This window comes from Actinosynnema sp. NPDC050801, from assembly GCF_040673975.1.
In the GTDB taxonomy this organism is placed as follows: Bacteria; Actinomycetota; Actinomycetes; order Mycobacteriales; family Pseudonocardiaceae; genus Actinosynnema.
In genome coordinates this window covers 50,366-75,113 of the sequence record NZ_JBFAQZ010000002.1, presented here as the reverse complement: position 1 = coordinate 75,113, position 24,748 = coordinate 50,366, and the positions used below count along the sequence as shown (strand labels likewise).

At 72.7% G+C, this 24,748-nt stretch carries 24 protein-coding genes, 2 pseudogenes and 1 riboswitch; of the genes and pseudogenes, 14 read left to right on the top strand and 12 right to left on the bottom strand.

All coding sequences use genetic code 11. The features are described from left to right. Window positions 1–20: 20 nt before the first annotated feature. The 3 genes from AB0K14_RS05215 to AB0K14_RS05205 all read left to right on the top strand — a co-directional run bounded on the left by AB0K14_RS05215 (window position 21) and on the right by AB0K14_RS05205 (window position 2,400). Window positions 21–887: a RecB family exonuclease gene (locus AB0K14_RS05215; RefSeq protein WP_360447656.1), complete on the top strand. Its 867-nt coding sequence runs from the start codon at window positions 21–23 to the stop codon at window positions 885–887. A gap of 63 nt (window positions 888–950) precedes the next feature. After that, window positions 951–1,724, top strand: coding sequence for a thioesterase family protein (locus AB0K14_RS05210; protein ID WP_360447654.1), 774 nt, complete (start codon window positions 951–953; stop codon window positions 1,722–1,724). Window positions 1,725–1,767: 43 nt separating this feature from the next. After that, window positions 1,768–2,400: a phosphoribosyltransferase family protein gene (locus AB0K14_RS05205; protein ID WP_360447651.1), complete on the top strand. Its 633-nt coding sequence runs from the start codon at window positions 1,768–1,770 to the stop codon at window positions 2,398–2,400. Here AB0K14_RS05205 and AB0K14_RS05200 read toward each other — a convergent pair. From AB0K14_RS05200 to AB0K14_RS05190, 3 genes are all read right to left on the bottom strand, one after another. After that, window positions 2,385–2,672, bottom strand: a complete 288-nt coding sequence (locus tag AB0K14_RS05200) for an antibiotic biosynthesis monooxygenase (RefSeq protein WP_360447649.1) — start codon at window positions 2,670–2,672, stop codon at window positions 2,385–2,387. The two genes, AB0K14_RS05205 and AB0K14_RS05200, sit on opposite strands and share 16 nt — an antisense overlap. Beyond that, window positions 2,669–2,932: a phosphoribosyl-ATP diphosphatase gene (locus tag AB0K14_RS05195; protein WP_033434999.1), complete on the bottom strand. Its 264-nt coding sequence runs from the start codon at window positions 2,930–2,932 to the stop codon at window positions 2,669–2,671. Before AB0K14_RS05195 ends, AB0K14_RS05200 begins: the two co-directional genes overlap by 4 nt. 123 nt (window positions 2,933–3,055) lie before the next feature. Further along, complete coding sequence (locus tag AB0K14_RS05190) at window positions 3,056–3,511, bottom strand: GNAT family protein (RefSeq protein ID WP_360447647.1); 456 nt, start codon at window positions 3,509–3,511, stop codon at window positions 3,056–3,058. Window positions 3,512–3,593: 82 nt separating this feature from the next. On the opposite strand from AB0K14_RS05190, the gene AB0K14_RS05185 reads away from it, so the two are divergent. Continuing rightward, a complete protein-coding gene (locus AB0K14_RS05185) occupies window positions 3,594–4,769 on the top strand; it encodes a GNAT family N-acetyltransferase (protein WP_360447645.1) in 1,176 nt (391 codons plus the stop codon). Between the two features lies 1 nt (window position 4,770). On the opposite strand, the gene AB0K14_RS05180 is transcribed toward AB0K14_RS05185, so the two are convergent. Together AB0K14_RS05180 and AB0K14_RS05175 are read right to left on the bottom strand one after the other, a co-directional pair. Further along, the gene (locus tag AB0K14_RS05180) at window positions 4,771–5,520 is read right to left on the bottom strand and encodes a nucleotidyltransferase domain-containing protein (protein ID WP_360447643.1); all 750 of its coding nucleotides are present in this window, start codon (window positions 5,518–5,520) and stop codon (window positions 4,771–4,773) included. A 22-nt stretch (window positions 5,521–5,542) separates the two neighbouring features. Further along, window positions 5,543–6,472 (bottom strand): LysE family transporter, encoded by a 930-nt coding sequence (locus AB0K14_RS05175; protein ID WP_360447641.1) that lies wholly within the window; start codon window positions 6,470–6,472, stop codon window positions 5,543–5,545. An 18-nt stretch (window positions 6,473–6,490) separates the two neighbouring features. On the opposite strand from AB0K14_RS05175, the gene AB0K14_RS05170 reads away from it, so the two are divergent. The 3 genes from AB0K14_RS05170 to AB0K14_RS05160 all read left to right on the top strand — a co-directional run bounded on the left by AB0K14_RS05170 (window position 6,491) and on the right by AB0K14_RS05160 (window position 8,380). Beyond that, on the top strand, window positions 6,491–7,156 hold the full coding sequence (locus AB0K14_RS05170) for a (2Fe-2S)-binding protein (protein ID WP_360447639.1): 666 nt from the start codon (window positions 6,491–6,493) through the stop codon (window positions 7,154–7,156). 54 nt (window positions 7,157–7,210) lie between these two features. After that, a riboswitch (cobalamin riboswitch) is annotated at window positions 7,211–7,395 on the top strand. 30 nt (window positions 7,396–7,425) lie between these two features. Further along, the gene (locus tag AB0K14_RS05165; protein ID WP_360447637.1) at window positions 7,426–7,629 is read left to right on the top strand and encodes a CbtB-domain containing protein; all 204 of its coding nucleotides are present in this window, start codon (window positions 7,426–7,428) and stop codon (window positions 7,627–7,629) included. Window positions 7,630–7,639: 10 nt separating this feature from the next. Further along, a complete protein-coding gene (locus AB0K14_RS05160; RefSeq protein ID WP_360447635.1) occupies window positions 7,640–8,380 on the top strand; it encodes a CbtA family protein in 741 nt (246 codons plus the stop codon). Here the strand turns inward: AB0K14_RS05160 and AB0K14_RS05155 are convergent. Then, the gene (locus AB0K14_RS05155) at window positions 8,369–9,031 is read right to left on the bottom strand and encodes an HAD family phosphatase (RefSeq protein ID WP_360447633.1); all 663 of its coding nucleotides are present in this window, start codon (window positions 9,029–9,031) and stop codon (window positions 8,369–8,371) included. The genes AB0K14_RS05160 and AB0K14_RS05155 overlap by 12 nt on opposite strands. 228 nt (window positions 9,032–9,259) lie before the next feature. Between AB0K14_RS05155 and AB0K14_RS05150 the strand changes: the two genes are divergently transcribed. Together AB0K14_RS05150 and AB0K14_RS05145 are read left to right on the top strand one after the other, a co-directional pair. Then, on the top strand, window positions 9,260–10,156 hold the full coding sequence (locus tag AB0K14_RS05150; RefSeq protein ID WP_360447631.1) for a PAC2 family protein: 897 nt from the start codon (window positions 9,260–9,262) through the stop codon (window positions 10,154–10,156). Further along, complete coding sequence (locus AB0K14_RS05145) at window positions 10,153–11,364, top strand: MFS transporter (RefSeq protein WP_360447629.1); 1,212 nt, start codon at window positions 10,153–10,155, stop codon at window positions 11,362–11,364. Before AB0K14_RS05150 ends, AB0K14_RS05145 begins: the two co-directional genes overlap by 4 nt. Here the strand turns inward: AB0K14_RS05145 and AB0K14_RS05140 are convergent. The 4 genes and pseudogenes from AB0K14_RS05140 to AB0K14_RS05125 form a co-directional block, all read right to left on the bottom strand. After that, window positions 11,321–12,484: pseudogene (locus AB0K14_RS05140) on the bottom strand (MFS transporter); the annotation flags it as partial. The gene AB0K14_RS05145 and the pseudogene AB0K14_RS05140 overlap by 44 nt on opposite strands. Next, on the bottom strand, window positions 12,481–13,038 hold the full coding sequence (locus tag AB0K14_RS05135; protein WP_360447627.1) for a helix-turn-helix domain-containing protein: 558 nt from the start codon (window positions 13,036–13,038) through the stop codon (window positions 12,481–12,483). The gene AB0K14_RS05135 and the pseudogene AB0K14_RS05140, both read right to left, overlap by 4 nt. A 51-nt stretch (window positions 13,039–13,089) precedes the next feature. Next, entirely contained in the window at window positions 13,090–14,682 is a 1,593-nt protein-coding gene (locus AB0K14_RS05130) for an ABC transporter permease (protein WP_360447625.1), read from the bottom strand. After that, window positions 14,679–15,599, bottom strand: a complete 921-nt coding sequence (locus AB0K14_RS05125; RefSeq protein ID WP_360447623.1) for an ABC transporter ATP-binding protein — start codon at window positions 15,597–15,599, stop codon at window positions 14,679–14,681. The genes AB0K14_RS05130 and AB0K14_RS05125 overlap by 4 nt, the downstream gene beginning before the upstream one ends. Before the next feature lie 93 nt (window positions 15,600–15,692). Between AB0K14_RS05125 and AB0K14_RS05120 the strand changes: the two genes are divergently transcribed. The 3 genes from AB0K14_RS05120 (at window position 15,693) to fxsT (ending at window position 20,632) form a co-directional block, all read left to right on the top strand. After that, window positions 15,693–16,202, top strand: coding sequence for a MarR family transcriptional regulator (locus tag AB0K14_RS05120; protein ID WP_360447621.1), 510 nt, complete (start codon window positions 15,693–15,695; stop codon window positions 16,200–16,202). A 196-nt stretch (window positions 16,203–16,398) separates the two neighbouring features. Further along, window positions 16,399–18,204: a S8 family serine peptidase gene (locus AB0K14_RS05115; RefSeq protein WP_360447619.1), complete on the top strand. Its 1,806-nt coding sequence runs from the start codon at window positions 16,399–16,401 to the stop codon at window positions 18,202–18,204. 100 nt (window positions 18,205–18,304) lie between these two features. Next, entirely contained in the window at window positions 18,305–20,632 is a 2,328-nt protein-coding gene (gene fxsT, locus AB0K14_RS05110) for an FxSxx-COOH system tetratricopeptide repeat protein (RefSeq protein ID WP_360447617.1), read from the top strand. Here fxsT and mshC read toward each other — a convergent pair. Next, window positions 20,629–21,867, bottom strand: coding sequence for a cysteine--1-D-myo-inosityl 2-amino-2-deoxy-alpha-D-glucopyranoside ligase (gene mshC / locus AB0K14_RS05105; RefSeq protein WP_360447615.1), 1,239 nt, complete (start codon window positions 21,865–21,867; stop codon window positions 20,629–20,631). The two genes, fxsT and mshC, sit on opposite strands and share 4 nt — an antisense overlap. Before the next feature lie 103 nt (window positions 21,868–21,970). Between mshC and AB0K14_RS05100 the strand changes: the two genes are divergently transcribed. Further along, entirely contained in the window at window positions 21,971–22,759 is a 789-nt protein-coding gene (locus tag AB0K14_RS05100; RefSeq protein ID WP_360448231.1) for an SPFH domain-containing protein, read from the top strand. A 70-nt stretch (window positions 22,760–22,829) separates the two neighbouring features. Beyond that, complete coding sequence (ctaD, locus tag AB0K14_RS05095; RefSeq protein ID WP_360447613.1) at window positions 22,830–24,620, top strand: cytochrome c oxidase subunit I; 1,791 nt, start codon at window positions 22,830–22,832, stop codon at window positions 24,618–24,620. A gap of 41 nt (window positions 24,621–24,661) precedes the next feature. On the opposite strand, the pseudogene AB0K14_RS05090 reads toward ctaD, so the two are convergent. Beyond that, window positions 24,662–24,748: pseudogene (locus tag AB0K14_RS05090) on the bottom strand (GntR family transcriptional regulator); the annotation flags it as partial.

Genomic DNA, 24,748 nt, shown 5'->3' with positions numbered 1-24,748 from the left:
GTGGCCTATGGTTCTGGGCCATGGCAGTGCCGACGATCACCGAGCGCCCTGTTCGCAGGCCAGCGCTGTCGCCTTCGAGAGCGGGCGACTTCAAGCAGTGCCCGCTGCTCTACCGCTTCCGCGCCGTCGACCGGCTGCCCGAGAAGCCGACCAGGGCGCAGGTGCGCGGCACGGTGGTGCACGCGGTGCTGGAGGACCTGTTCGGCCTGCCCGCCGCCGAACGGCTGCCGGAGACGGCACGGGCGCTGGTGGGTCCGGCGTGGGAGCGGGTGCGCACCGAGCGGCCGGAGTTCGCCGAGCTGTTCGCCGAGGGCGACCCCGAGCAGGAGCGGTGGCTGGCCTCGGCGGAGGAGCTGCTGGACGGCTACTTCGGGCTGGAGGACCCGCGCCGGTTCGACCCGGACGCCCGCGAGCTGCTGGTGGAGTGGGAACTGCCCTCCGGTGTGCTGCTGCGCGGGTACATCGACCGGGTGGACGTGGCACCGACCGGCGAGATCCGGGTGGTCGACTACAAGACGGGCGCGGCGCCGCGCGAGGTCGGCGAGGCCAAGGCGTTGTTCCAGATGAAGTTCTACGCGCTGGTGCTGTGGCGGCTGCGCGGCGTGGTGCCGCGGCAGCTGCGGCTGATGTACCTGGCCGACCGGCAGGCGCTGGCCTACCAGCCCGACGAGGCGGAGCTGGCCCGGTTCGAGCGCACGTTGGAGGCGATCTGGAACGCCATCCTGCGCGCGGGGAAGTCCGGCGACTTCCGGCCGAGCCCGAGCAGGCTGTGCGACTACTGCGACCACAAGGCGCTGTGCCCGGCGTTCGACGGCACGCCGCCGCCGTACCCGGGCTGGCCGGAGCCGGACGCCGGCGTGGAGACCGCGCTGGACCGGTCCGACTGACCCGAACCCGGCCGGGCGGACCGGTGGTTCGACCGGCCGGGGTCCGACCGATGGGGTTTGCCGATGGACGCGTTCTACGAACGGCTCGACGACGACCGGTTCGCCGCCACCGGGCACACCGTCGGACCGTGGGGCGAGGACAGCCAGCACCTGGGGCCGCCGTCGGCCCTGCTGGTGCGGGCGTTGGAGCGGTGCGCGCCGCGTCCGGGCGTGCTGCTGTCACGGGTCGCGTTCGAGGTGCTGGGCCCGGTGCCGGTGGCGGAGCTGACCGTGACGGCGTCGGTGGCGCGGCCCGGGCGGTCGGTGGAGCTGCTGACCGCGGCGCTGGCGCACCGGGGCAGACCGGTGCTGCGGGCGAGCGCCTGGCGGATCGTCGTCGGCGACACGGCGGCGGTGGCGTCCGAACCCGGCGGACCACCGGCGCCGCCGTCGGCGTGCGAGCCGATGGCCATCCCGGAGCACTGGCAGGGCGGCTACCTGGCCGCGATGGAGTGGCGCTCGGTGAGCGGCGGGATCTTCGCGCCCGGTGACGCGGTGGTGTGGGCGCGGCCGCACGTGCGGGTGGTGGCGGGCGAGGAGCCGAGCGCGGCGCAACGCCTGTTCACCGTGGCGGACTCCGCGAGCGGGGTGTCCAGCCGGCTCGACATCCGCACCTGGTACGCGATCAACACCGACCTGACCGTGCACCTGCACCGGGAGCCGGTCGGCGAGTGGTTCGCACTCGACGCGCGGACGGTGATCGGCCCGTCCGGTGTCGGCGTGGCGAGCAGCGTGCTGCACGACGAGCACGGTCCCGTGGGGCGCGGCGCGCAGTCGCTGTTCGTCCGGGAGCGCTAGAGCCCTGCTCGCAGTCCGGGCACGACGGGCGCACCATGGGGGTGTGAGGTTCGCCGACCGCTCCGAGGCAGGCCGGGTGCTGGCCCGGGCGCTGGTCGGCGAGCCGTGGACCGATCCGCTGGTGCTCGGCCTGGCCCGCGGTGGCGTGCCGGTCGCGTTCGAGGTCGCCGCGGCGTTGGGCGGCGAGCTGGACGTGGCCGTGGCCCGCAAGATCGGCGCGCCCGGTCACCCCGAGTACGGCATCGGCGCGGTCACCGCCGAGGGCGAGCCCATCTTCGACCACGACGCGCTGAACATGCTCGGCCTCACCCCGGAGGACCTGGCCGAGACGTGCGCGGCCGAACGACGTGAGGCACGACGGCGGCTGGAGCTGTACCGCGACGGGCCGGTGCGGCTGGCGGACCGGGACGTGCTGGTCGTGGACGACGGCCTGGCCACCGGCGTCACCGCCCGCGCCGCGCTGCACGAGGCCCGCGGACAGCACCCGCGCCGCCTGGTGCTCGCGGTGCCGGTGGGCGCGGCGGACTCGGTGCGCGCCCTGGGCGCGGACGCCGACCTGGTGGTCTGCCCGCACCCGCGCACCGACTTCCGGGCGGTCGGTCGGTTCTACGGGCACTTCGACCAGACCACCGACGACCAGGTGGTCGACCTGCTGCGCGGTCAGACCTCGCGGTAGTGCTCGACGGTCGGGAACGGGTCGTAGAAGTGGTGCAGCAACGCCTTCCACCGCGGGTACAGCGGTCCCTGCCGGAAGCCGACCGTGTGGTCCTCCAGCTTCTCCCAGCCCACCAGCAGCAGGTACCGGGACGGCTGCTCGACCGATCGCCGCAGGTCCAGCGAGACGAACCCGGGCGATTGCGCGATGAGCGTGCGCGCCTGCCCGAACGCCCGCTCGAAGTCCGCCTCCAGACCGGGGCGGACGTCGAGCGCGGCGACCTCCAGGATCACAGGTGCTTGTACACGTCTTCGAGGGTCAGCCCGCGGCCGAGCATCAGCACCTGCACGCGGTACAGCAGCTGGGAGACCTCTTCGGCCAGGCGCTCGTCCGACTCGTGCTCCGCGGCGATCCAGACCTCGCCGGCCTCCTCCAGCACCTTCTTGCCCTGCGCGTGCACCCCGGCCTCCAGAGCCGCGGCGGTGGCGGAGCCCTCAGGGCGGGTGCGTGCGCGTTCGCTCAGCTCGGCGAACAGCTCGTCGAAGGTCTTCACGGGGTCTGATCCTCCCATCCCCCGAACGGCCGCAGGAACCCAGGTCGGGCATCGCGACGGACGCGCCGGGGAAGGTCCGCCGCCGGAGTGGTCGGACAGCCCGACGAGGTCACCGTGCGACCATCAGATCCCGTAGTGCGGGCTGCCGAACGGCCACGCCTCGGCGATCCACCTCGGCACGAACGCGTCCAGCGCGCGCTCCAGGTCGGTGCCCGCGTGCTCGTCCACGACCCACCACGAGATCTGCGCGTCGTCGGCACGCCCGGGATCGTCGACGGGGTCGATGTAGACGCACCCGAGCAGCTCGGTCTCGTCGGCGTTGAAGAGCGCGTAGTTGAACGACTCGTGCGCGTCCTGCTCGCGTTCGTGCCGGGCCAGGTCGACGCGGTCCTGTTCGTGGGTCATGTGCGCGGGCGGCCAACCCCACTTCTCCCCGTACCGCGACCACAGCCGTTCCCGCGAACCCATCACGGCCGGGTAGTCGATGTCCACATCGGACTCGCGGATCGGCCGGAGGTGGTGTTCGCCGTCGAGCGGCACGAGGGTCGGGTGGGCGTAGTCAGCGGGAAGCCACGGCATGCGCGGATTCTGCGTGGGAAGGCCCGCGACCGCCACCGAAAATCCGATGGCGCCACCGCGGGTGCAGCGACACACTGCACCGATGACCGAGGGGTTGGTGCTGCGGGCCGCGCGCCCGGAAGACCTCGACCAGATCGGCGCGCTGCTGGTCGAGCGCGGTGAACCGGCGGACGCGGTCGACCACCGCCTGGTGGTCGAGGACCCGGACGCGGGCTGGGAGGCGTGCGCGGTCGTCGTGGACGGCGACAAGGTCGTGTCCACCGCGACCCTGCTGGACGAGACGCTGGTGCTCGACGGGGTGGAGATCCCGGCGGGCCAGGTGGAACTGGTCGCCACCGACCGCGCCTACGAGGGCCGGGGGTTGGTGCGGGCGCTCATGGGTTGGGCCCACGAGCGGTCCGTCGCACGCGGCCGGCTGGTGAACGTCATGCTCGGCATCCCCTACTTCTACCGCGTGTTCGGCTACACCTACGCGATCCCGATCTCGGCCACCCGACCGGTCACGGGGCGTCCCGACGCTGGCGGGTACGCGCTGCGCGAGGCGACCACCGACGACATCCCGGCGATGGCCCGCTTGCAGGACGCCGAGCAGGCCCGCGCCGACCTGCGGATGCCGCACTCCCCCGGTCTGTGGCGGTGGTTGGTGGCCCGTGACGGCAGCACGGAGTGGCTGGTGGAGCGGGACGGCGTGCCGGTCGCCACCGGTCGCACCACCCCGCCGGAGGAGGGCGTGCGGCTGTGCGAGGTGGCGGCCGTGGACGAGGCGGCGGCGCACGCGCTGCTCGCGTTGACCGAGGCCACCGAGCTGACCGAGCGGCCGGGCACCGTCGCGGGCGAGGCGCTGGAGCCGTTCCTCGGGCCGGCGGCGGAGGAGGCGGCCTCGTACTACGTGCGGATCGGCGACCCCGTCGCGTTGCTGGAGCACCTGCGGCCGGTGTTCGGCCGGCGGTTGGTGGACGGCGGTTTCGCCGACCGGGAGGGCGAGGCGGTCGTCTCGTTCTACGGGTCGCACGTGCGGCTGCCGTTCAAGGCGGGCGAGGTCGGGTCGATCGTGCCGGGCGGGACGATGCAGGCGCCGGGCGCGGCGGGCGGCGCGGGCGTGGCGCCGGACCTGCTGGCGTCGCTGCTGTTCGGCCCGCACGGTCTGCGGGGCCTGACCGCGCGGCACCCGGATGTGTACCCGGGTCCGAACGCGGACCTGATGCACACCCTGTTCCCGCCGGTGCGCGGCGACCTGATGACGTTCTACCTGCCGTAGGTCAGGCCGCCGCCCGGAACAGCCGCTCCGCCTCGGTGATCGCCCGCGCCAGCGCACCGGGCTCCGGCCGCAGCCCCGCCACGACGGCGTCGACACCGCGCAGTCCGGCCTGCTGCAACAGCCGCTTCTCGTTCGTGGTCCAGTAACCGCGCGCGGCGAGCACGGCGTGTGCGGTCTGCAGCGCGGCGGTGGCCAGGGCGCCCGCGACTTCGACCAGCCGGCCGTTCGGGGCGTGGGCGGTGCGGGCGTAGCCCAGGGTGAGGGCCGCCCTCTCGTGCCACACCGGCGGTGCCGCCACCCGCAGCGCCTCCGGGTAGGCCGGGCGGGGCAGGTCGCCGCGCAGCACCCGGTTCAGCGCGAGCTCCGCCACGACCACGTAACTGGGGATGCCGGCGAGGTGGAACATCAGCGGCTCCCAGTGGAAGCGGCCCCGCTCGGCCTCGGCCAGTTCGTGCTCGACCACGTCGAGGTCTCGGTAGTGGACGTCCACGCGCCGGCCGTCGACGGTGAGCCAGGCGCCGCCGTTGAAGACGCCGCCGCCCCAACCGCCGATCTCGGAGACCTCGCCCGGCCAGCCGAGCGCGCGCAGGTCGGCCGGGTCGAAGTCGCCCCGGTAGTAGACGGCAAGGTCCCAGTCGCTGTCCGGGGTGTGGGCGCCTTGGGCACGTGAGCCGCCGAGGGTGACCGCGTGCACGGCGGGCAGGGCCGCCAACCGGTCGGCGACGTGGTCGAGGAACGCTTCGTCGGTCATGGGGAACACGATCTCCGAGCGTTCAGAGGGACGCGAACTCGACCCCCATCACCACGCCGGCGAGCACGAGCATCGCGCCCGCGCCGGTGAGTGCGCGCCGGTAACCGGTGTCGCCGAGGCGTCGTCGCCCGCGGGCGACCAGGAGGGCGATCACCACCTTGCCGCCCACGAGGGTCAGGTAGAACCCGATCAGCAGCGCCGCGCCGGCGGCGGGCGATCCGCGCCAGGTGGTGATGGTCAACGGACCGAGCGCGGTCGCCCAGGCGAGCCACGGGTGCGGGCTGAGCACGTTCACCAGGACCGCTCGGCGGAGCGCGCGCGAGCCGGTTTTGTCGGACCTCGTCGGTAGAATCGAAAACAGGGGTCCCCTGGGCGGGGACGGCTGCGAAGCACGGTCTTCCTGCGGCACAACGGTTCCGGCGGAAGCCGGCTCGTCCTGAGCAGGCGCGCTGGAAGCAGGCTCGCCGACGGGCGGATCGGCGGCACGGTCGGCCTCGGCAGGTCCGGCGGCACCGGCAGGACGGGCGGCACCGGCAGGTCCGGCGGTCTCGACAAGACCGGCGGCATCGGCAGCACGGCCGGCATCGGCAGGCCCGGTGGTACCGGCAGCACGGTCGGTCTCGACAGGACCGGCGGCATCGGCGGGTCCACCGGTCGCGGAGCCGGCGGCCAGGGTGGCCGACCGCGCCTCCCGGACCGTCTGCACGCCGCTCCACACCACGAACACCGCGCCCACAACCCCGAGCACGCCCAGCGCCCGCGCGGGCAGGCGGTCCAGCAGGAGCAGCGTCACGGCGACCACCACGGCGTCCGACAGCAGCGGCGCGCACGCGGTCAGCGCGCCCGCCCGCCAACCCGAGCGCAACGCCGACGTCACCACCAGCACCAACAGCGGCCCGGGGCTGATGCTCGCGGCCAGGCCGAGGGCCAGTCCCAACCCCAGTGCGTCCACGGCGGCAGACTAGGTCACGTGTCCGAGTTCGCCCGAGTCCTCACCACCCTGCGGCAGATCCGCGGCCTCAGCCCGTTCTTCGCCCTGGACGTCGGCCGGCCCGACGACACCTGGCACGACGGCGCGCGGCTGCTCGACGGCCCCGACCTGCCCGACGCCCTCGACCGGATCGGCGACCGGTACCGCACCGGTGAACGGCGGGTCGCCGCGTCGCTGTTCTTCCTCGGCTACACCGCACGGCTGCTGAGCCCGGTGGTCGCCGCCCGCGCGGTCGGCGGGGTCGCGCCGGACATCCGTCCCGCCAACCTGTGGTGGCGCTACCGCCCCGACGGTCTCCAGGTCCGGCTCAAGGAGCCGCTCGCGGGCATCGGCGTGGCCGAGTCGCTGGAGCCGGTGGTGGAGGCGGTGCACGCGGTCACGCCGGTGGCGCGCGGCCTGTTGTGGGGCAACGCGGGGTCGTCCATGGCGGGCGCGTTGCGCACGGTCCACCGCGGCGGGATCGACTGCGCCGGGTTGGCCGACGAGCTGTTCGCCGACCCGCCGCTCAAGGGCACGGGCGAGTTCATCCCATTCCCGGGCGAGGTGGTGTTCCGGCGGCGCAGCTGCTGCCTGTACTACCGGCTCGACGGCGGCGGCACCTGCGGTGACTGCCCGCTGCCCCGAACCACCCCGCCGCGGCGCTGACCCGCGCACGTGAGGAACACGACAACTCGTCTGGTCGGTTGTGCCGGCCCACGATCGACATCTACGGTTCGCAGCGCCGCAGTGGACGGGAAGCCGGTGTGAATCCGGCGCGGTCCTCGCCACTGTGACCGGGGAGCCAACCCGCCGAGAACGTCACTGGTCGCGTGGAGCGGCTGGGAAGACGCGGGGACGGCGTCGATCCGGGAGTCAGGAGACCGGCTGCGGCACGAGTTGTTGTTGACCTTCCACGAGGTATGGAGGAGGCCGTCATGACGAGCCCCGCGCACACCCCTGCTCTCACCGACCCCTGGGTCACCCCGGTTCCCAAGTGGGCCTACGCCGTCGCACTGGTCGCGTTGACCGTGACGTGGCTGGTCCTGCAGGAGAACGGCATCGCGCTCGGCCACGCCGCCGAGACCGTGCACGAGTTCTTCCACGACGGGCGCCACGCGCTCGGCGTTCCGTGCCACTAGGCGCGGCGACGTGACAACACCCACCTACCGGGGGTTGCTGCTGCGCGGTGTCGGCGCGGGCGCGGTGTCCGGGCTGCTCGCGGGCCTGGTCGGCGTGCTCGTGGTCGAGGCGCCGATCCGGGCGGCACTGGCCGTGGAACGGGCACGTCCCGCGGAGCCGGGCTCGGACCACGGGCACGGCGAGTTGTTCAGCCGGGGCACGCAGGTGGTCGGCGGTGTGCTCGCCGCCGTGGTCGTGGGCGTCGCCGTCGGCGCGCTGTTCGCCACCGCGTACGCGATGTCGCGGCGTTGGTTCGCGGCCAAGGCGCCGTTCGTCCGGGCGGTGGCGCTGTCGGCGGCGGCGTTCGGCGCGGCGGCGTTGCTGCCCGCGGTGAAGTACCCGGCCAACCCGCCCGGTGTCGGTGATCCGGGCACGGTGGAGTACCGCACGGTGCTCTACCTGGGGTTGATCGCGGCCGGGTTGCTGGTCGCGTTCGGGGCAGGCCACCTGGCGTCCCGGCTGGGCAACCTGGGCGGTCCGGTGCGCTGGACCGCGGTGGCGGCGGCCGTGGTGGCGGCGGTGGTCGTGCTGCTGGTGGTGTTCCCGGCGACACCGGATGTCGTGCCCGCCGACATGCCGGCCGGCGTGGTGTGGGACTTCCGGTTGGCCTCGCTCGCCGAGACGGCGACGCTGTGGCTGGGTCTCGGTGTGGTGTTCGGCCTGCTGGTCGACCCCGCCACGCGCCGGGCGGAGCAGGGGTCAGCGGTCTAGCAGCGGGGCGAGCGTCTCCAGCGTGACACCCACCAGGGAGTCGCGGAACACGCGGCGCTCGCCCTGCTCGACCGGCACGTCGCACGGCACCACCAGCACCGTGCAGCCGGCGGCCGCGGCGGAGTTCACCCCGGTCGGCGAGTCCTCGACGGCGACGCACCGGGTGGGGTCCACGCCCAGCAGTCGGGCGGCCTTGAGGTACGGGTCGGGCAGCGGCTTGTTGCGGCGGTCGACCTCGTCACCGCACACCGTGACGTCGAACAGGTCGCGGCCGATGGTGTCCAGCGCGACCTCGGTCAGCCGCCGTTCGGTCGAGGTGACCAGCGCCATCGGCACGCCCGAGTCGCGGACCGCGCGCAACGCCGCGGCCGCGCCGGGACGCCAGGGCAGGCCGGCCCGGAACAGCTCCTCGGTGCGCCGGCTGATCCAGGCCGCGCCGTCGGCGAGGTCCTCGTCGGTCGGTTCGACACCCGCTTCGGCGAACAGCAGGCCCATGGTCCGGGCCGTGCTGGAGCCCACCAGGGCTTGCCTGGTCGCGAGCGACAGCGTGCCGCCCAGCTTCTCCACGAACTCGTTGAGCGGGATGTCCCACAGCTTCTCTGAGTCCAGCAGCGTGCCGTCCATGTCCCACAGCACAGCCTCGACCGTCATGTGCACCTTTCCGTGATCACGCGCCGGTGGCCGGCAAGACCCCGTGACGACGCCCATGACCTGCGCAATCCTGCGGGGTCGGGTCGGCGGCCCGGAGCACCTCGCCCGTCGCGCCGTCCGCGACGGGCGCGCGGTCGGCGTGCGCGCCGACGTGGGGTGGCGTGACACGAACCGACATGCGCCAAGCCTACGACGTCGGGTGTGCGGCGGTGGTCGTAGTCTGGCCGCGTGACCGATCCGGACCAGGCCGCCCAGACCCCCTTCGACCCCAGCGAACCGCTCACCAACCCGATCATGGTTGCCGCGTTCGAGGGGTGGAACGATGCAGGCGACGCCGCCAGCACGGCGATCGAACACCTGCAACTCACGTGGGACGCGACGCCGTTGGCGGAGATCGATCCGGATGACTACTACGACTTCCAGGTGACGCGACCCACAGTCCGCATGGTGGACGGCGTCACCCGACGGGTTGAATTTCCGACGACCCGGTTGTCGGTCTGCCGCCCGCCGGGGTCGTCCACGGACGTGGTGCTGGTGCATGGGATCGAGCCGAACATGCGGTGGCGGAAGTTCGCCGCCGAGCTGCTGGGCCACATCGAGAACCTGGGCGTGACCACCGTGGTCACGCTGGGCGCGTTGCTGATGGACACCCCGCACACCCGGCCGGTGCCGGTGACGGGCACGGCGTACGACGAGGCGGCGGCGGCGAAGTACGGGTTGGAGCGGTCCCGGTACGAGGGGCCGACCGGCATCGTCGGCGTGTTCCAGGACCTGTGCGTGCAGGCGGGGGTGCCGGCGATCTCGTTCTGGGCCGCCGTGCCGCACTACGTCTCCCAGCCGCCCTCGCCGAAGGCGACGTTGGCGCTGCTGCACCGGGTGGAGGAGGTGCTGGACGTCGAGGTGCCGCTGGGCGCGCTACCGGAGCAGGCCGAGGAGTGGGAGCGCACGGTCAGCGAGATGGCCGACGAGGACGAGGACGTGCGCAACTACGTGCGGGCGCTGGAGGAGCGCGGGGACGCGGAGATCCAGATCACCGAGGCCAGCGGTGACGCCATCGCGGCGGAGTTCGAGCGGTACCTGCGGCGGCGGGGACGCGGGCCGGGCCGCGGGCCGACCGGGATGTGAGCACGCCCCGCCCGACCGCCGGGCCGGTGGTCCGGGTGCGGTTGGCGGCGTTGTACGCGGGCGGGTTCCTGGGGCCGTTCGGCGGTGCCATGACGTCGTCGGTGCTGCCCGAGGTGGGTGCCGACTTCGGCGTCCCGGCGGGCTCGGCGGCGGCCACGTTGACCGGGTACCTGGTGCCGTTCGCGCTGCTCATGCTGGTCTCCGGCACGTTGGGTGAACGGTGGGGCGCCCGGCGGACCGTGCGGGTGGCGTACGCCGTCTACGTGGTGGCGTCGGTGTTGTGCGCGGTGTCGTGGTCGTTCCCGGTGCTGCTGGGCGGACGGGCCGTGCAGGGTGCGGCGAACGCGTTCACCACTCCCCTGCTGCTGGCGGCGATCGCGGCGGTGACGCCGAAGGCCCGGCTGGGGCGGGCGTTGGGCGTGTTCGCGTCCATGCAGGCCGCCGGCCAGACGACGGCGCCGTTGCTGAGCGGGTTCGCGGCGGAGGCGTCGTGGCGGTGGGCGTTCGTGGGCGCGGCGGTGGTGGCCGCGGCGTTGGCGGTGGTCGGCCTGCCCGCCGACCCGCCGCGTGGGAGCGAACGGCCACGTCTGCGCAGCGCGTGGCGTGGCCGGACGCCGCGGTTGGCCGCCGCCGGGTTCGTGGCCTGGGGTTGCCTGGGTGGGTTGTCGTTCCTGGTGGCGCTGCGGCTGGGTGACTCGTTCGGGCTGGGCGCGGGGCAGCGCGGGTCGGTGCTGACCGGGTTCGGCCTGGTCGCGATCTTCACCGCGCGGCTCACCGGGTGGTCGATCGACCGGTTCGGCGCGCGGTGGTGCGCGGTGGCCGGCGCGGCGGTCGGGGGTGTGCTGCTGGCGGGGGTCGGCGTGCTGCCGTCGGTGGTGGCGGTGGGTGTGCTGTGGGCGGTGGCCGGTGCGACGAGCCAGGCGGTGACGGTGGGGTTGACCGCCCTGGTGCTGTCCGCGGACGGCGGCAACCGGGGCGGGTCGGTGTCGGTGGTGCAGTCGTTGCGGTTCCTGGGCGCGTCGGTGTCGCCGGTGGCGTTCGTGCCGCTCTACCACGCCGACCCGGTCAGCGCGTTCCTCGTGCCCGCCGCGCTGGTGTCGGTGGTGCCTCCCGTGCTGCTGCTGCACCGCGGTCGGTCGGGGCGCGGGCGTCGAGGGTCGCCAGCGCCAGCACCCCGGCCACCAGGTAGAGCCCGGCCTGGGCGTTGAGCAGCGCGGACAGGCCGAGCACGGGGGTCAGGGCACCGGCCAGCACCATGCCGAGCGCCTGACCGCCGTCGTAGAGGCTGACGAACGTGGCCATCACCCGGCCGCGGACCTCGTCGGAGGAGTGCAGCTGGAGCACCGACATCATCCCGGCGCCCGCGATCACGCCCGGCACGCCCACCGCGGCGAACGCGGCCAGGTAGAAGACCAGCGCGGTGGTGACGTGCGGCCCGTTCCAGCCGAGCGCGGCGATCGCGGCGAAGCCGACCAGCGACACGCCCAGGAGCCTGCCGGGTGCGAGCCCGCGCACCAGCACGCCGACCAGCAGGCCACCGAGCAACCCGCCGACGGCCTGCACGCCGCGCAGCAGCCCCACCTCCGCCGCTCCCCCGCCGAGGCGCTCGGTCACGAACACCACGAACAGCACCACGAACAAGCCCTGGGCGGTCGACATGAGCGCGACCACGGCGACCATCGGCCGCAACGGGCCCCGGATCTCGCGCAGGCCGTCCAGCCAGGCCCGCCACGCGGGTTTGCCCGCCGCACGCACCGGATCGCGGGTGCCGAGCGCCGCCAGCAGGGCCGCCGCGAGCAGGAACGACGCCACGTCGGCCAGCACCACGCCCGGCAGCCCGGTGTAGCCGAGCAGCAGGCCGCCCAGCGACGCGCCGACCAGCCGGGCCAGGTTGCCGTTCAACCCGACCAGCCCGTTGGCCGCCGCCACCTGCTCGCGCGGCACGAGCGTCGGCAGCAGCGCGTTCTTGGCCGGTTCGAACAACGCCGCCAAGCCGGCCTGCACCGCCGTCACCACGTTCACCAGCACCAGGTCGCCGGTGAGCAGCGGCAGCAGGGTGACCGCCTGCGCGAGGCTGACCAGCAGCATCAGCTTGCGCCGGTCGAAGCGGTCGGCCAGCACCCCGGCCAGCGGCGACAGCGCCAGGCTCGGCAGCAGCGCCACCACGAACGTCGTCGCGGTCGCCGCCGCGGAGCCGGTGCGCTGGTACACGTACACCGGCAGCGCGACCAGCAGCACCCAGTCGCCGATCTCGGAGACGAACCCCGCGATCCACAGCCGGCGGAACGCGGGCCGCCCCAGCGGTCCCGACGACAGCCGCCCGGTCATCGCGGGAACGCCCGGATGCCGACGTGCGCGGGCAGCGCGCCCTCGGGCACGTCCTGGCGCACCGGCACGAGGTACGGGCGCAGGATGTCGTCGATCATGCCGAGCAGGCCGCCCAGCTCCTCGGCGGTCACGTTGACCGTGTAGCCGTGCAGCGCGGAGGCCTCCAGCCACTCGCGCGGCAGCTCGTGCTGCCGGTCGAGGAACCGTTGCACCAGCCGGTTGTCCTCGTTGAGGCTCAACGCGAGCAGGGCGTCCTGCTGGGTGCGCACCTCCGGGTCGTCGGCGAACGCGCCGACGTCGTAGCCGACCGAGGTCGCCCGCCAGGGCCGTTCCCGCGCGTCGCCCGCCTCGACCCGCTCGACGAACCCGGACTTGGCCAGCTGCCGCAGGTGCCAGCTGCAGTTGGAGGCGGTCGACCCGACCGCCTCGGCGCACTCGCTCGCCGTGCGCGGGCCGACGGCCAGCAGGTGGTGCAACAACGACACCCGCAGCGGGTGCGCCAGCGCCTTGAGCGCGTCGACATCGGTGACCCGTCGGGGCCCTGGGAGGTCCATGACCCCGACGGTAGACCTGAAAGACTTCTTTCGAAAGAGTCCTTTCAGATATCAGCCGACGTCCCGCCGGCGGAAACCGACGAACCCCAGGACGACCAGCGCCGCCGCGACCGCCGTCAGCCAGAGCAACGGCGTGGCGGTCACCTCCGCCCCCGGCACCTTCGGGATGTGGGTGAACGGCGACAGGTCCATCGCCCACTGGTCGAGCTGGAGCAGCGGCCCCAGCTGGCCGAGCACGAGGAACACCACGATCACCGCCCAGCTCGCCGAGGACAGCCTCGGCGCCAGCGCGAACAGCGCCAGCGCGAGGCCCGCGACCACCCACACCGCCGGGACGTGCGTCAACGCCGCGCCGACCAGCCGCGCGACCTGTCCGCCGACGTCGCCGACGCGGGCGCCGTGCACCAGTCCCGCGCCCAGGCCGGCGGCGGCCAGCACGACGGCCGTGCCGACGGTGGCGAACAGCACGTGGCTGCCGACCCACGCGGACCGGCCGACCGGCGTGGCCAGCACCGGCTCGGCGCGGAACCCGGTCTCCTCGGTGCGCAGCCGCAACGTCGCCTGCACCACGTAGATCGCGCTGAACAGGGCGATGATGCCGACGATCGAGGCCAGGTAGACGTCCACGACCGCGCCGGCGCCGCCCATCTGCGCGATGATCTTCTGCAGCGCCGGGTTGGCCTCCAGCATCTGCTCGACGCCGCGCGCGACCGACCCGTAGACGGCGCCGAGCACGAACAGGCTCAGCGTCCAGCCGATGAGCATGCCCCGTTGCAGCCGCCAGGCCAGGCCGAACGCGCTGCCCAACGAGCGGGGCGCGCGGGGCGGGCCGAGCCGCGTCGGCAGCAGGCCGCCGCCGTGGTCGCGCCTGGTCACCAATGCCGAGGCCGTCGCGATCAGCACCGCGAACAACGCCACCGGCAGCAGCAGCACCCAGTACCGGTCGTCCGCGAACGCCCTGGTCTGCTCCAGCCAGCCCAACGGCGACAGCCAGGTCAGCCAGGTCGGGCCCTCGTCGCCCGCCGCGTCGCCGACGGCGCGCAGCAGGTAGGCGACGCCGAGCACGGCGCCGGAGATCGAGTTGGCCGTGCGGGCGCTCTCCGACAGCTGCGCGCTGACCGCGCCCACCCCGGTGAACACCCAGCCGACGGACGCGAACGCGAGGCCGAGCGCCCACGACCCGGACGCCCGCTCGCCCAGACCGGTCAGGCCGAGCGCGACGAGCACGCCGATCACCGTGCTCGCCAGCAGCGCCACCACGACCGCGGCGGCCAGCGGCGCGTGCCGGGCGACGACGGCGGAGCCGATCAGCTCCAGCCGGCCCGACTCCTCCTCTGCCCTCGTGTGGCGGGTGACCAGGAACGTGCTCATCAGCGCCACGAGCAGCGCGCCGAACACGCCCCACCGCCAGGCCACCACGCCGCCGGTGGTCGACGCGTCGTGCAGCGGGCCGAGCATCGCCAGGAACGCCGGGTTGCTGCCCGCGGTCGCGCCCAACTGCCGCCGCGACTCCGCCGAGCCGTACAGCTCGCCCACCGTGGACGCGGTGGCCAACGTGATGCCGACCAGGCCGACGACCCAGACGGCGAGCAGCAGCCGGTCGCGGCGCAGCGCGAGGCGCACCAGCGCGCCGAGGCCGGTCACGACGACATCGCCCCCTCCACCGCGCCACCGGACGGCACCTCGTCCTCGTAGTGGCGCAGGAACAGCTCCTCCAACGTGGGCGGTTGGCTGGTCAGCGTGCGGACACCGCTGCCGACCAGGGCGCGCAGCGCGGCGTCCAGGTGGTCGGTGTCGACCTCGAACCGCACCCGCAGGCCCTCGACCCGCAGGTCGTGCACACCGGGCAGGTCGGCCAGCCCGTCGGGTGCGCCGGCCAGCTCGGCGGAGACGCTGGTGCGGGTGAGGTGGCGCAGGTCGGCCAGCGTGCCGGTCTCGACCGTGCGGCCGTTGCGGATGATGCTGACCCGGTCGCACAGCGCCTCGACCTCGGCCAGGATGTGGCTGGACAGCAGCACGGTCCGCTCGCCGCGCAGCTCGTTGACCGCCTGCTGGAACACGGCTTCCATCAGCGGGTCCAGCCCGGAGGTCGGCTCGTCCAGGATCAGCAGCTCCACGTCCGAGGCCAGCGCCGCGACCAGCGCGACCTTCTGCCGGTTGCCCTTGGAGTAGGTGCGGCCCTTCTTGCGCGGGTCCAGCTCGAAGCGCTCCAGCAGCTCGGCCCGCCGCTTCTCGTTCACCCCGCCGCGCAGCCTGCCCAGCAGGTCGATCACCTCGCCGCCGGTGAGGTTCGGCCACAGGCTCACGTCCCCCGGCACGTAGGCCAGCCTGCGGTGCAGCTCGGCGGTGTCACGCCACGGATCGCCGCCCAGCAGCGACGCGGAGCCCGCGTCGGCGCGCAACAGGCCCAGCAGGACCCGGATGGTGGTCGACTTGCCCGACCCGTTCGGGCCGAGGAAGCCGTGCACCTCCCCCTCGCGGACGGTCAGGTCGAGACCGTCCAGTGCACGCGTCGGGCCGAAGGTCTTGACCAGGCCCGACACGGATATCGCAGCAGTCATGAACGGTAAGCTACAGTCATTTCACAAAGTCGTGAAGTTAAGGAAGCGTATAAACTGCTCCCGGTTCAGCGGGCACGAAGGGATGATCCGGCGGTGACGCACGTGGGCGAACGGGACGATCAGGCAGTGCTGCGCTTCATCGAGCGCTTCGCCGCGGTGTTCGCCGAGTCGGGCATGCCGAGGATGCCCGCACGCGTGTTCGTCGCCCTGCTGGCCTCGGACTCGGGTGAGCTGACCGCCGCGGAGCTGGCCGACCTGCTGCGCGTCTCGCCCGCCGCGATCTCCGGCGCGGTCCGGTACCTCACCCAGCTGAGCCTGGTCAGCCGGGAGCGGGAGACGGGCACCCGCCGCGACCTCTACCGGGTGCTCGACGACCTCTGGTACGAGGCGCTGTTCCGCCGCGACGAGATGCTCCGCCGGATGACCGGGCCGCTCAAGGAGGGCGTCAGCGCGCTCGGCCCCGAGACTCCCGCGGGCAAGCGCATCACCGAGACGCTGATGTTCTTCGAGTTCTTCCACGCCGAGCTGCCGAACATGCTCAAGCAGTGGCGGGCCTACCGGGACGAGCGTTTGGGCCAGGACCGATCCGCTGATCGGTCCTGATCGGTTCCTGATCGGTGCTGATTCGACGTAGTTACGACTAACGGCGCTACTGGTGGGTCGGTTTTGTCCCGACCATGCATGTGACCAGGTCGCACCACCCCGTTCGCGCGGACGTCCCATCCCCTGCATCGCACGGCCGACCGGAGCACCCGCCCGGCACGGTCGCGCAGCCCTGCCCAAAGGGAGAACCCCCGTCATGGGACACGCCCGAACAACCAGAAGACTGGCCGTGCTCGGCCTGGCCGCCGTGTCGGCCGCCGCGCTGGCCCTCTCCAACGTCGGAGTGGCGGCAGCCGAGGGCAACGTGCTCGGCGCGGAGCGCGCCGACGCCGTCCCCGGCTCCTACGTGGTGGCCCTCCACGACTCCGCGTCACCGAGGTCCGCGTCCGCGTCGACCGCGTCCGCGCTGGTCGACAAGTACGGCGGCCAGGTCCGGGTGGCCTGGCAGCACGCGCTCAACGGCTTCCACGCCACCATGTCCGCGGCACAGGCCCGGCGCCTGGCCGCCGACCCGCGGGTGGCGTTCGTCCAGGCAGACCTGCCGATCTCGATCGACGCCGTCCAGCCGAACCCGCCGTCGTGGGGCCTGGACCGCATCGACCAGCGCAACCTGCCGCTGGACAGCGCCTACAACTACGCCACGACCGCGAGCAACGTGCGGGCGTACATCATCGACACCGGCATCCGGACGACGCACTCGGACTTCGGCGGCCGGGCCACCTGGGGCACCAACACCGTCGACACCAACAACACCGACTGCAACGGCCACGGCACCCACGTCGCCGGCACCGTCGGCGGCACCGCGCACGGCGTGGCCAAGGGCGTGCAGCTGATCGCCGTCAAGGTGCTCAACTGCGCCGGCTCCGGCACCACGGCGGGCGTCGTGAACGGCGTCAACTGGGTCACCCAGAACGCCGTCAAGCCCGCGGTCGCGAACATGTCCCTGGGCGGCGGCGTCGACACCGCGCTGGACACCGCGGTGCGCAACTCCATCGCCGCGGGCATCACCTACGCGGTCGCGTCGGGCAACTCCAACGCCAACGCGTGCAACTACTCCCCGGCGCGGGTCGCCGAGGCGCTGAGCGTGAACGCCTCGACCAACACCGACGCGCGGGCCTCGTTCTCGAACTTCGGCACCTGCACCGACCTGTTCGCGCCCGGCCAGAACATCACCTCGGCGTGGATGACCAACGACACCTCCACCAACACCATCAGCGGAACGTCGATGGCGTCGCCGCACGTCGCGGGCGCCGTGGCGCTGTACCTGGCGGACAACCCGACCGCCACCCCGCCGACGGTGAACGCGGCGATCGTCGCCGCCGCCACCTCCGACAAGATCACCAGCCCGGGCACGGGCTCGGCGAACAAGCTGCTGTTCACCGGCACCGCCACCCCCGGCGGCCCGGCGGTGACCAACCCGGGCAACCAGTCGACCGTCGTGGGCACCCCGGTCAGCCTCCAGCTGTCGGCCAGTGGCGGCACCGGGCCGTACGCGTTCTCGGCGACCGGCCTGCCCCCCGGCCTGTCCATCAGCTCGTCGGGCCTGATCAGCGGCACGCCGACGACCGTGGGCAACTACTCGGTGACGGTGACCGCGACCGACTCGGCGGGGCGCACCGGCACCGGCAACTTCTCGTGGACGATCACGCCGAGCGGCGGCGGCTGCGACCCGGTCACCAACGGCACCGACGTGACGGTCGGGGACAACTCCGACGTCAACAGCCCGATCACGCTGAACTGCGCGGCCAACGCCTCGGCGACCACCTCCGTGCAGGTCAACATCGTGCACACCTACATCGGTGACCTGGTCGTCGACCTGGTCGCGCCCGACGGCTCGGTCTACAACCTGCACAACCGCAGCGGTGGCAGTGCCGACAACATCAACCGCACCTTCACCGTGAACGCCTCCTCCGAGGCCGCCGCGGGCACCTGGAAGCTGCGCGTCCGCGACCAGGCCTACCTGGACACGGGCTACATCAACAGCTGGACGCTCGACGTCTGAGCCCGACCTGCCCCGGCGGGGCCGTCTCCCCAGGGAGGCGGCCCCGCTGCCGTAACCCGGCGCTCTTGGGCCACGATGAGCGGCCAAGGGGTGGTGACGGGTGGAGTGGGACTTCTTCGTCTCGTGCACGAGCGCCGACCGGGCGTGGGCGGAGTGGATCGCCTGGGAGCTGGAGCGCGACGGCTACCGCGTGCTGGTGCAGGCGTGGGACTTCGTGCCGGGCGGCAACTGGGTCGATCGCATGCACACGGCCGTGCAGGGCGCGGAGCGGACGATCGCCGTGCTGTCCACCGCATACCTGTCGTCCGCGTACGGTCGGGCGGAGTGGCAGGCGGCGTGGCGTGACGACCCGCTCGGTGAGGGGCGCAAGCTCCTGGTCCTGCGCGTCGAGGAGTGCGAACGGCCAGGCCTGCTGGGTTCGGTCGCCTCGGAGGACCTGTTCGGCCTCTCGGAGACCGCTGCCGGGCAGCGATTACGCCAAGCCGTGCACGGCGCTCTCTCAGGACGCGCCAAACCCACCGCTCCCCCGGCGTTCCCGGGCGCGCCACCACGCTTCCCGGGTTCGCTGCCCGACGTCTGGAACGTCCCGCCGCGCAACCCCCACTTCACCGGCCGCGCCGAGCAGTTGGCCGCGCTGCACCGCGCGTCCGGCACGGTGTCGGTGCATTCCGTGCGCGGCATGGGCGGGGTCGGGAAGTCGCAGCTGGCCATCGAGTACGCCCACCGGTTCGCGGGCGAGTTCGACGTGGTGTGGTGGATCCCGGCCGAGCAGCCCACCGTCATCCCCGACCACTTCGCGGCCCTGGCCGACGCCGTCGGCCTGACCGTGCGCGGTGATCCCGTCGCGGCGGTGCACGCGGTGTTGCGGCAACAGCGCCGCTGGCTGCTCGTCTTCGACAACGCCGACGACGCGGACGTGCTGCGGGCCGTCCTGCCCTCGGGGCCCGGCCGGGTCCTCGTCACGACCCGGCGAGCGGGCTTCGACGCGCTCGGCGTCGTGCTGGACCTCGACGTCCTGGACCGCGCCGACAGCGTCGGCCTGCTCAAGCGCCGCCTCCCCGACGCCGCGGACCGCGAGCTGGCCGCCCTCGCCGAGGTCGTGGCCGACCTGCCGCTGGCGATCGAGCAGGCGGCGGCCTACGTGAACGCCACCGGCCTGTCCGTCACCGCCTACACCGAGCTGCTCCGCGAGCGCACCGCCGAGATGATCGAGCAGGGCCGGGTGGCGGGGCGGGACGGCGCGCTGGCGTCCCAGTGGGACGTCTCGCTCACCGCCTTGGCCGAACGGCACCCGGCCGCCAGGCAGCTGCTGGACCTGCTGGCGAACCTGGCACCGGAACCCGTGCCGCTCGACCTGTTCACCGGGCACGCCGACGCGCTGCCGGACCCGCTGCGCGCCGCCGTCGGCGACCCCATCACCTGGAACAACACGATCAGCGCGCTCCTGGACCACTACCTGGTCCACCGCACCGCCGGGTACCTGACGATCGTGCACCGGTTGTTCCGACAGGCCCTCCGCGCGCGGGAGCCCGCCGACCGACCGGCCCGCGTCACGGCGGTCGAGCTGGTGAACCGCCACCTCCCGGATTCGATCCGCGCGGAGCCGGACCGGTGGCCGATCTGGCGGGAGTTCCTCCCCCACGTGCTCGCCGTGACCGAGGACGACCTGCCCGTCGGGCAGCTCGGGCTCGTCGAGCCGGTCCTGGAGCTGCTCAACGAGGCCGCGACCTACCTGCGCGTCCACGGCCGCGTGTCGGACGCGGCGTCGATCACGCTGCGCGTCGCGTCCCTGGCGATCGAGCACCTCGGCCCGGCCGACCCCCTGGTGGCGACCTTCATCGGCAACCACGCCTCCGCGCTGAGCGACCTCGGCCACCACGACGACGCCCGCCGCCTGGCCGAACAGTCGCACTCGATCCTCGAAGCCACCCTCAGCCCCGACGACGTCAGGCTGGCGTTGAGCCTCGGCAACCTCGGCGAGATGCTCCGGGTCGCCGGCAAGCCCGCCGAGGCCAGGCTGATCCTCGAACGCGCCATCGAGCTGGACCGCGGCGACGAGCGGCGCGAGGGGTTCGTCTACCGGCTGAGCAACCTGGGCCTGGCGCTGGTCGCGCTCGGTGAGCTGACCACCGCCGAAGCGCACTACCGGCGCGCCCTGGCGATCGCCGAGGCCGCCTGGGGACCCGAGCACCCGGACATCGCCGAACTGCTCAACAACCTGGCGTTCGCCCTGATCGACCAGGGCCGCCCGGCGGAGGCCATGGCCCTGCTGCGCCGGGCGATCCCGCTCACCAGGGCGGCCTTCGGCCCCAAGCACCCACGCCTGGCGAACCACCACGTGGGCGTGGCGCGCGTGCTGGTCCTGCTCGGCCAACCCGAGGAGGCCAAGCGCGCGTGGGAGCGCGCCCGGCGCATCAGGGAGGGTTAGACCTCCACGCCCAGCAGCGAGTCGACCGCCGCGCGGAACAGGGTCGGGCCCGTGTGGTCCGAGCCGCCGGTCGACAGGGCCTCGGCCGCCCACGCGTCCAGCGCCGCCAACGCGCGGGGCGTGTCGAGGTCGTCGCTGAGGTGGTCGCGCAGGCGGGCGACCACGGTCACCGCGCTCGGCCCCGAGGGCAGGGCCGCGGCCTGGCGCCACGTCGCCAGCCTGGCCTCGGCCTCGGCCAGCAGGCTCGCGCTCCACGGCCGGTCCGTGCGGTAGTGGCCCGCGAACAACGCCAGCCGGACCGCGTTGGGGTCGACCTTCTCCGCCCGCAGCTTGGACACGAACACCAGGTTGCCGCGCGACTTGGACATCTTCTCGCCGTCCAACCCGATCATGCCCGCGTGCACGTAGTGCCGGGCGAACGGGTGCTGGCCGGTCAGCGCCTCGGCGTGCGCGGCGGAGAACTCGTGGTGCGGGAAGATCAGGTCCGAACCGCCGCCCTGCACGTCGAACGGCATGCCGAGCCGGTTGAGCGCGATGGCGCTGCACTCGATGTGCCAGCCGGGCCTGCCGTCGCCCAGCTCCGAGGGCCACGACGGCTCACCGGGGCGGGCGGCACGCCACAGCAGGGCGTCCAACGGGTGGCGCTTGCCCGCGCGGTCCGGGTCGCCCCCGCGTTCGGCGAAGAACCGGTTCATCGTCTCCAGGTCGTAGTTCGACTCGTAGCCGAACCGCTCGGTCGCCGAGTGGTCGAAGTACACGTCCGGGTACTCCTCGTCATCGACCCGGTACGCGGCGCCACCGGCCAGCAGCTTCGCGATGACCTCGACCACCTCGGGGATCGCGTCCACGGCGCCGACGTAGTCGCGCGGCGGCAGCACCCGCAGCGCCACCATGTCCTCGCGGAACAGCGCCGTCTCCCGCATGCCCAGGACCACCCAGTCGTCCTGGTCGCGCTCGGCCCGCTCCAGCAGCGGGTCGTCGATGTCGGTGACGTTCTGCACGTAGTGCACGTCGTGGCCGTTGTCCAGCCACACCCGGTGGACCAGGTCGAACGCCAGGTAGGTGGCCGCGTGCCCCAGGTGGGTGGCGTCGTACGGGGTGATGCCGCAGACGTACAGCCTGGCGGTCACGCCGGGAGCGGTCGGGCGGACCTCGCCGGCGGAGGTGTCGTACAGCCGCAACGGGCGCGGCTCTCCCGCTACCCGCGGGACAGGAGTAGATGACCAGGTCTGCATGTCAACGACCCTAACTCGCCCACCGGAGCAGGGCCGAAACGTCCGCCCTGCGGGAAGCGCGCGGGCGTACCCTCGGCACCAGGGGACCTGGGAGATGGTCGCGATGATCCTCGACATCGTCATCGGCGCGCTCGGTGTCCTCGCGCTCGGGCTCGCGAGCAGCGCCCGCATCGTCAAGCAGTACGAACAGGGCCTGGTGTTCCGGTTCGGCAAGGTGCGCCCGGCGCTGCGCGGACCGGGTCTGACCATGGTGGTGCCCGGCATCGACCGGATGCGGAAGGTGAACCTCCAGATCGTCACCCAGCCGATCCCCGCGCAGGACGGCATCACCCGCGACAACGTCACCGTGCGGGTGGACGCCGTCGTCTACTTCAAGGTGGTCGACGCGGTGCGGGCCGTGGTCACGGTCGAGGACTACCGGTTCGCCATGTTGCAGGTCGCGCAGACCTCGTTGCGCTCGATCATCGGCAAGAGCGAGCTGGACGACCTGCTGTCCAACCGGGAACGCCTCAACCAGGGCCTGGAGCTGATGATCGACAACCCGGCGCTGGCCTGGGGCATCGAGATCGACCGGGTCGAGATCAAGGACGTGGCGCTGCCGGAGGGCATGAAGCGGTCCATGTCGCGGCAGGCCGAGGCGGAGCGGGAGCGGCGGGCCCGGATCATCACCGCCGACGGCGAGCTGCAGGCGTCGAAGAAGCTGTCCGAGGCGGCCGCGACCATGGCCGCCACGCCCGCCGCGCTCCAGCTGCGGCTGTTGCAGACGATCGTGGAGGTGGCGGCGGAGAAGAACTCGACGCTGGTGCTGCCGTTCCCGGTCGAGTTGCTCCGCTTCCTCGAACGGGCGTCGGGCGCGCTGGAACAGCAGGCCAGGGCACCCGAACAGGGCTGAGCGTTTGCCCCCGGCCGCGGACGGGGGGACGATGTGGGCTGGCTCACGTCGTCGGGACGAGGGAGGCGGCATGACCGCGCTCAAGCCGGAACCCGTGATCACCCACCCGGGTGCGGCCCGACGACGGTCGAAGGGCGCCGTGCTGCTGGGGCTGTTCCGCACGACCGACCCGAAGCAGATCGGGCTGCTCTACCTGGTCACGTCGTTCATGTTCTTCATGGTCGGCGGCGTGATGGCGCTGCTCATCCGGGGCGAGCTGGCCCGGCCGGGGCTGCAGTTCCTGTCCAACGAGCAGTACAACCAGCTGTTCACCATGCACGGCACGATCATGCTGCTGCTCTACGCGACACCCATCCTGTTCGGGTTCGCCAACTACATCCTGCCGCTGCAGATCGGCGCGCCGGACGTGGCGTTCCCCCGGCTCAACGCGCTGTCGTACTGGCTGTTCCTGTTCGGCGGGCTGACCGTGATGGCAGGGTTCCTCACCCCAGGCGGCGCGGCCGACTTCGGCTGGACCGCCTACACGCCGCTGAGCAGCGCGGTGCACGCGCCGGGCGTCGGCCCCGACCTGTGGATCATGGGCCTGGCGGTCGGCGGCCTGGGCACGATCCTCGGCGGCGTCAACATGGTGACGACGGTGTGCTGCCTGCGCGCGCCCGGCATGACCATGTTCCGGATGCCGATCTTCACCTGGAACATCTTCGTCACCAGCATCCTGATCCTGCTGGCGTTCCCGATCCTGACCGCCGCGCTGATGGGCCTGGCCGCGGACCGCCACCTGGGCGCGCACGTGTTCGACCCGGCCAACGGCGGCGTGATCCTGTGGCAGCACCTGTTCTGGTTCTTCGGCCACCCCGAGGTCTACATCGTGGCGCTGCCGTTCTTCGGCATCGTGAGCGAGATCTTCCCGGTGTTCAGCCGCAAACCGCTGTTCGGCTACAAGGGACTGGTCTTCGCCACGTTCGCGATCGCCGCGCTGTCGGTGGCGGTGTGGGCGCACCACATGTTCGCCACCGGGGCGGTGCTGCTGCCGTTCTTCTCGTTGATGACGTTCCTGATCGCGGTGCCCACGGGCATCAAGTTCTTCAACTGGATCGGCACCATGTGGAAGGGGCAGCTGACGTTCGAGACGCCGATGCTGTTCAGCATCGGGTTCATGGCGACGTTCCTGCTCGGTGGGCTGACCGGCATCATCCTGGCGTCGCCGCCGCTGGACTTCCACGTCACCGACACGTACTTCGTGGTGGCGCACTTCCACTACGTGCTGTTCGGCACGATCGTGTTCGCCACCTACGCGGGGATCTACTTCTGGTTCCCCAAGATGACCGGGCGGATGCTGAACGAGCCCTTGGGCAAGCTGCACTTCTGGACCACGTTCCTCGGCTTCCACGGCACGTTCCTGATCCAGCACTGGCTCGGCAACATCGGCATGCCGCGCCGGTACGCCGACTACCTGCACAGCGACGGCTTCACCCTGATGAACACGATCTCCACGATCGGGGCGTTCCTGCTGGGCGCCTCCGTGCTGCCCTTCGTGTGGAACGTGCTGCGCAGCTACCGGTTCGGCGACCCGGCCGAGCGCGACGACCCGTGGGGCTTCGGCAATTCCCTCGAATGGGCGACATCGTGCCCGCCGCCGCGGCACAACTTCACCGAGCTGCCCCGAATCCGCTCCGAACGGCCCGCGTTCGAACTGCACTACCCGCACATGGTCGAGCGGATGCGCGACGAGTCCCACTTCTCCATCACCCGTCCGGGTAAGCACCGGGTTCCCCCGGACGCGGCGACGGAGAAGGCGCTGGCCTCGACCGAACGGGAGCGCGAGACCAAGGACGAGGTCAAGGAAGACCGCAACGACTGAGCGGCCGGTGGTCGGGACGCGGTCGAGCACGTGGTGTGAACGAGGGGCTGGTCGGCCTCTTCGTCGGTGGGGGTGTGCACGAACGCGCCCTGCGCCGGGCGCAGGTCGACCCACCCCTCGGTTTGCAG

What these genes read in the sequence shown, in the direction of transcription:
- AB0K14_RS05215 (WP_360447656.1), top strand. Translation starts at nt 21, where the DNA reads ATGGCAGTGCCGACGATCACCGAGCGCCCTGTTCGCAGGCCAGCGCTG.
- AB0K14_RS05210 (WP_360447654.1), top strand. Translation starts at nt 951, where the DNA reads ATGGACGCGTTCTACGAACGGCTCGACGACGACCGGTTCGCCGCCACC.
- AB0K14_RS05190 (WP_360447647.1), bottom strand. Translation starts at nt 3,511, where the DNA reads ATGCCGTGGCTTCCCGCTGACTACGCCCACCCGACCCTCGTGCCGCTC.
- AB0K14_RS05185 (WP_360447645.1), top strand. Translation starts at nt 3,594, where the DNA reads ATGACCGAGGGGTTGGTGCTGCGGGCCGCGCGCCCGGAAGACCTCGAC.
- AB0K14_RS05180 (WP_360447643.1), bottom strand. Translation starts at nt 5,520, where the DNA reads ATGACCGACGAAGCGTTCCTCGACCACGTCGCCGACCGGTTGGCGGCC.
- AB0K14_RS05165 (WP_360447637.1), top strand. Translation starts at nt 7,426, where the DNA reads ATGACGAGCCCCGCGCACACCCCTGCTCTCACCGACCCCTGGGTCACC.
- AB0K14_RS05155 (WP_360447633.1), bottom strand. Translation starts at nt 9,031, where the DNA reads ATGACGGTCGAGGCTGTGCTGTGGGACATGGACGGCACGCTGCTGGAC.
- AB0K14_RS05135 (WP_360447627.1), bottom strand. Translation starts at nt 13,038, where the DNA reads ATGGACCTCCCAGGGCCCCGACGGGTCACCGATGTCGACGCGCTCAAG.
- AB0K14_RS05125 (WP_360447623.1), bottom strand. Translation starts at nt 15,599, where the DNA reads ATGACTGCTGCGATATCCGTGTCGGGCCTGGTCAAGACCTTCGGCCCG.
- AB0K14_RS05115 (WP_360447619.1), top strand. Translation starts at nt 16,399, where the DNA reads ATGGGACACGCCCGAACAACCAGAAGACTGGCCGTGCTCGGCCTGGCC.
- mshC (WP_360447615.1), bottom strand. Translation starts at nt 21,867, where the DNA reads ATGCAGACCTGGTCATCTACTCCTGTCCCGCGGGTAGCGGGAGAGCCG.
- AB0K14_RS05100 (WP_360448231.1), top strand. Translation starts at nt 21,971, where the DNA reads ATGATCCTCGACATCGTCATCGGCGCGCTCGGTGTCCTCGCGCTCGGG.
- ctaD (WP_360447613.1), top strand. Translation starts at nt 22,830, where the DNA reads ATGACCGCGCTCAAGCCGGAACCCGTGATCACCCACCCGGGTGCGGCC.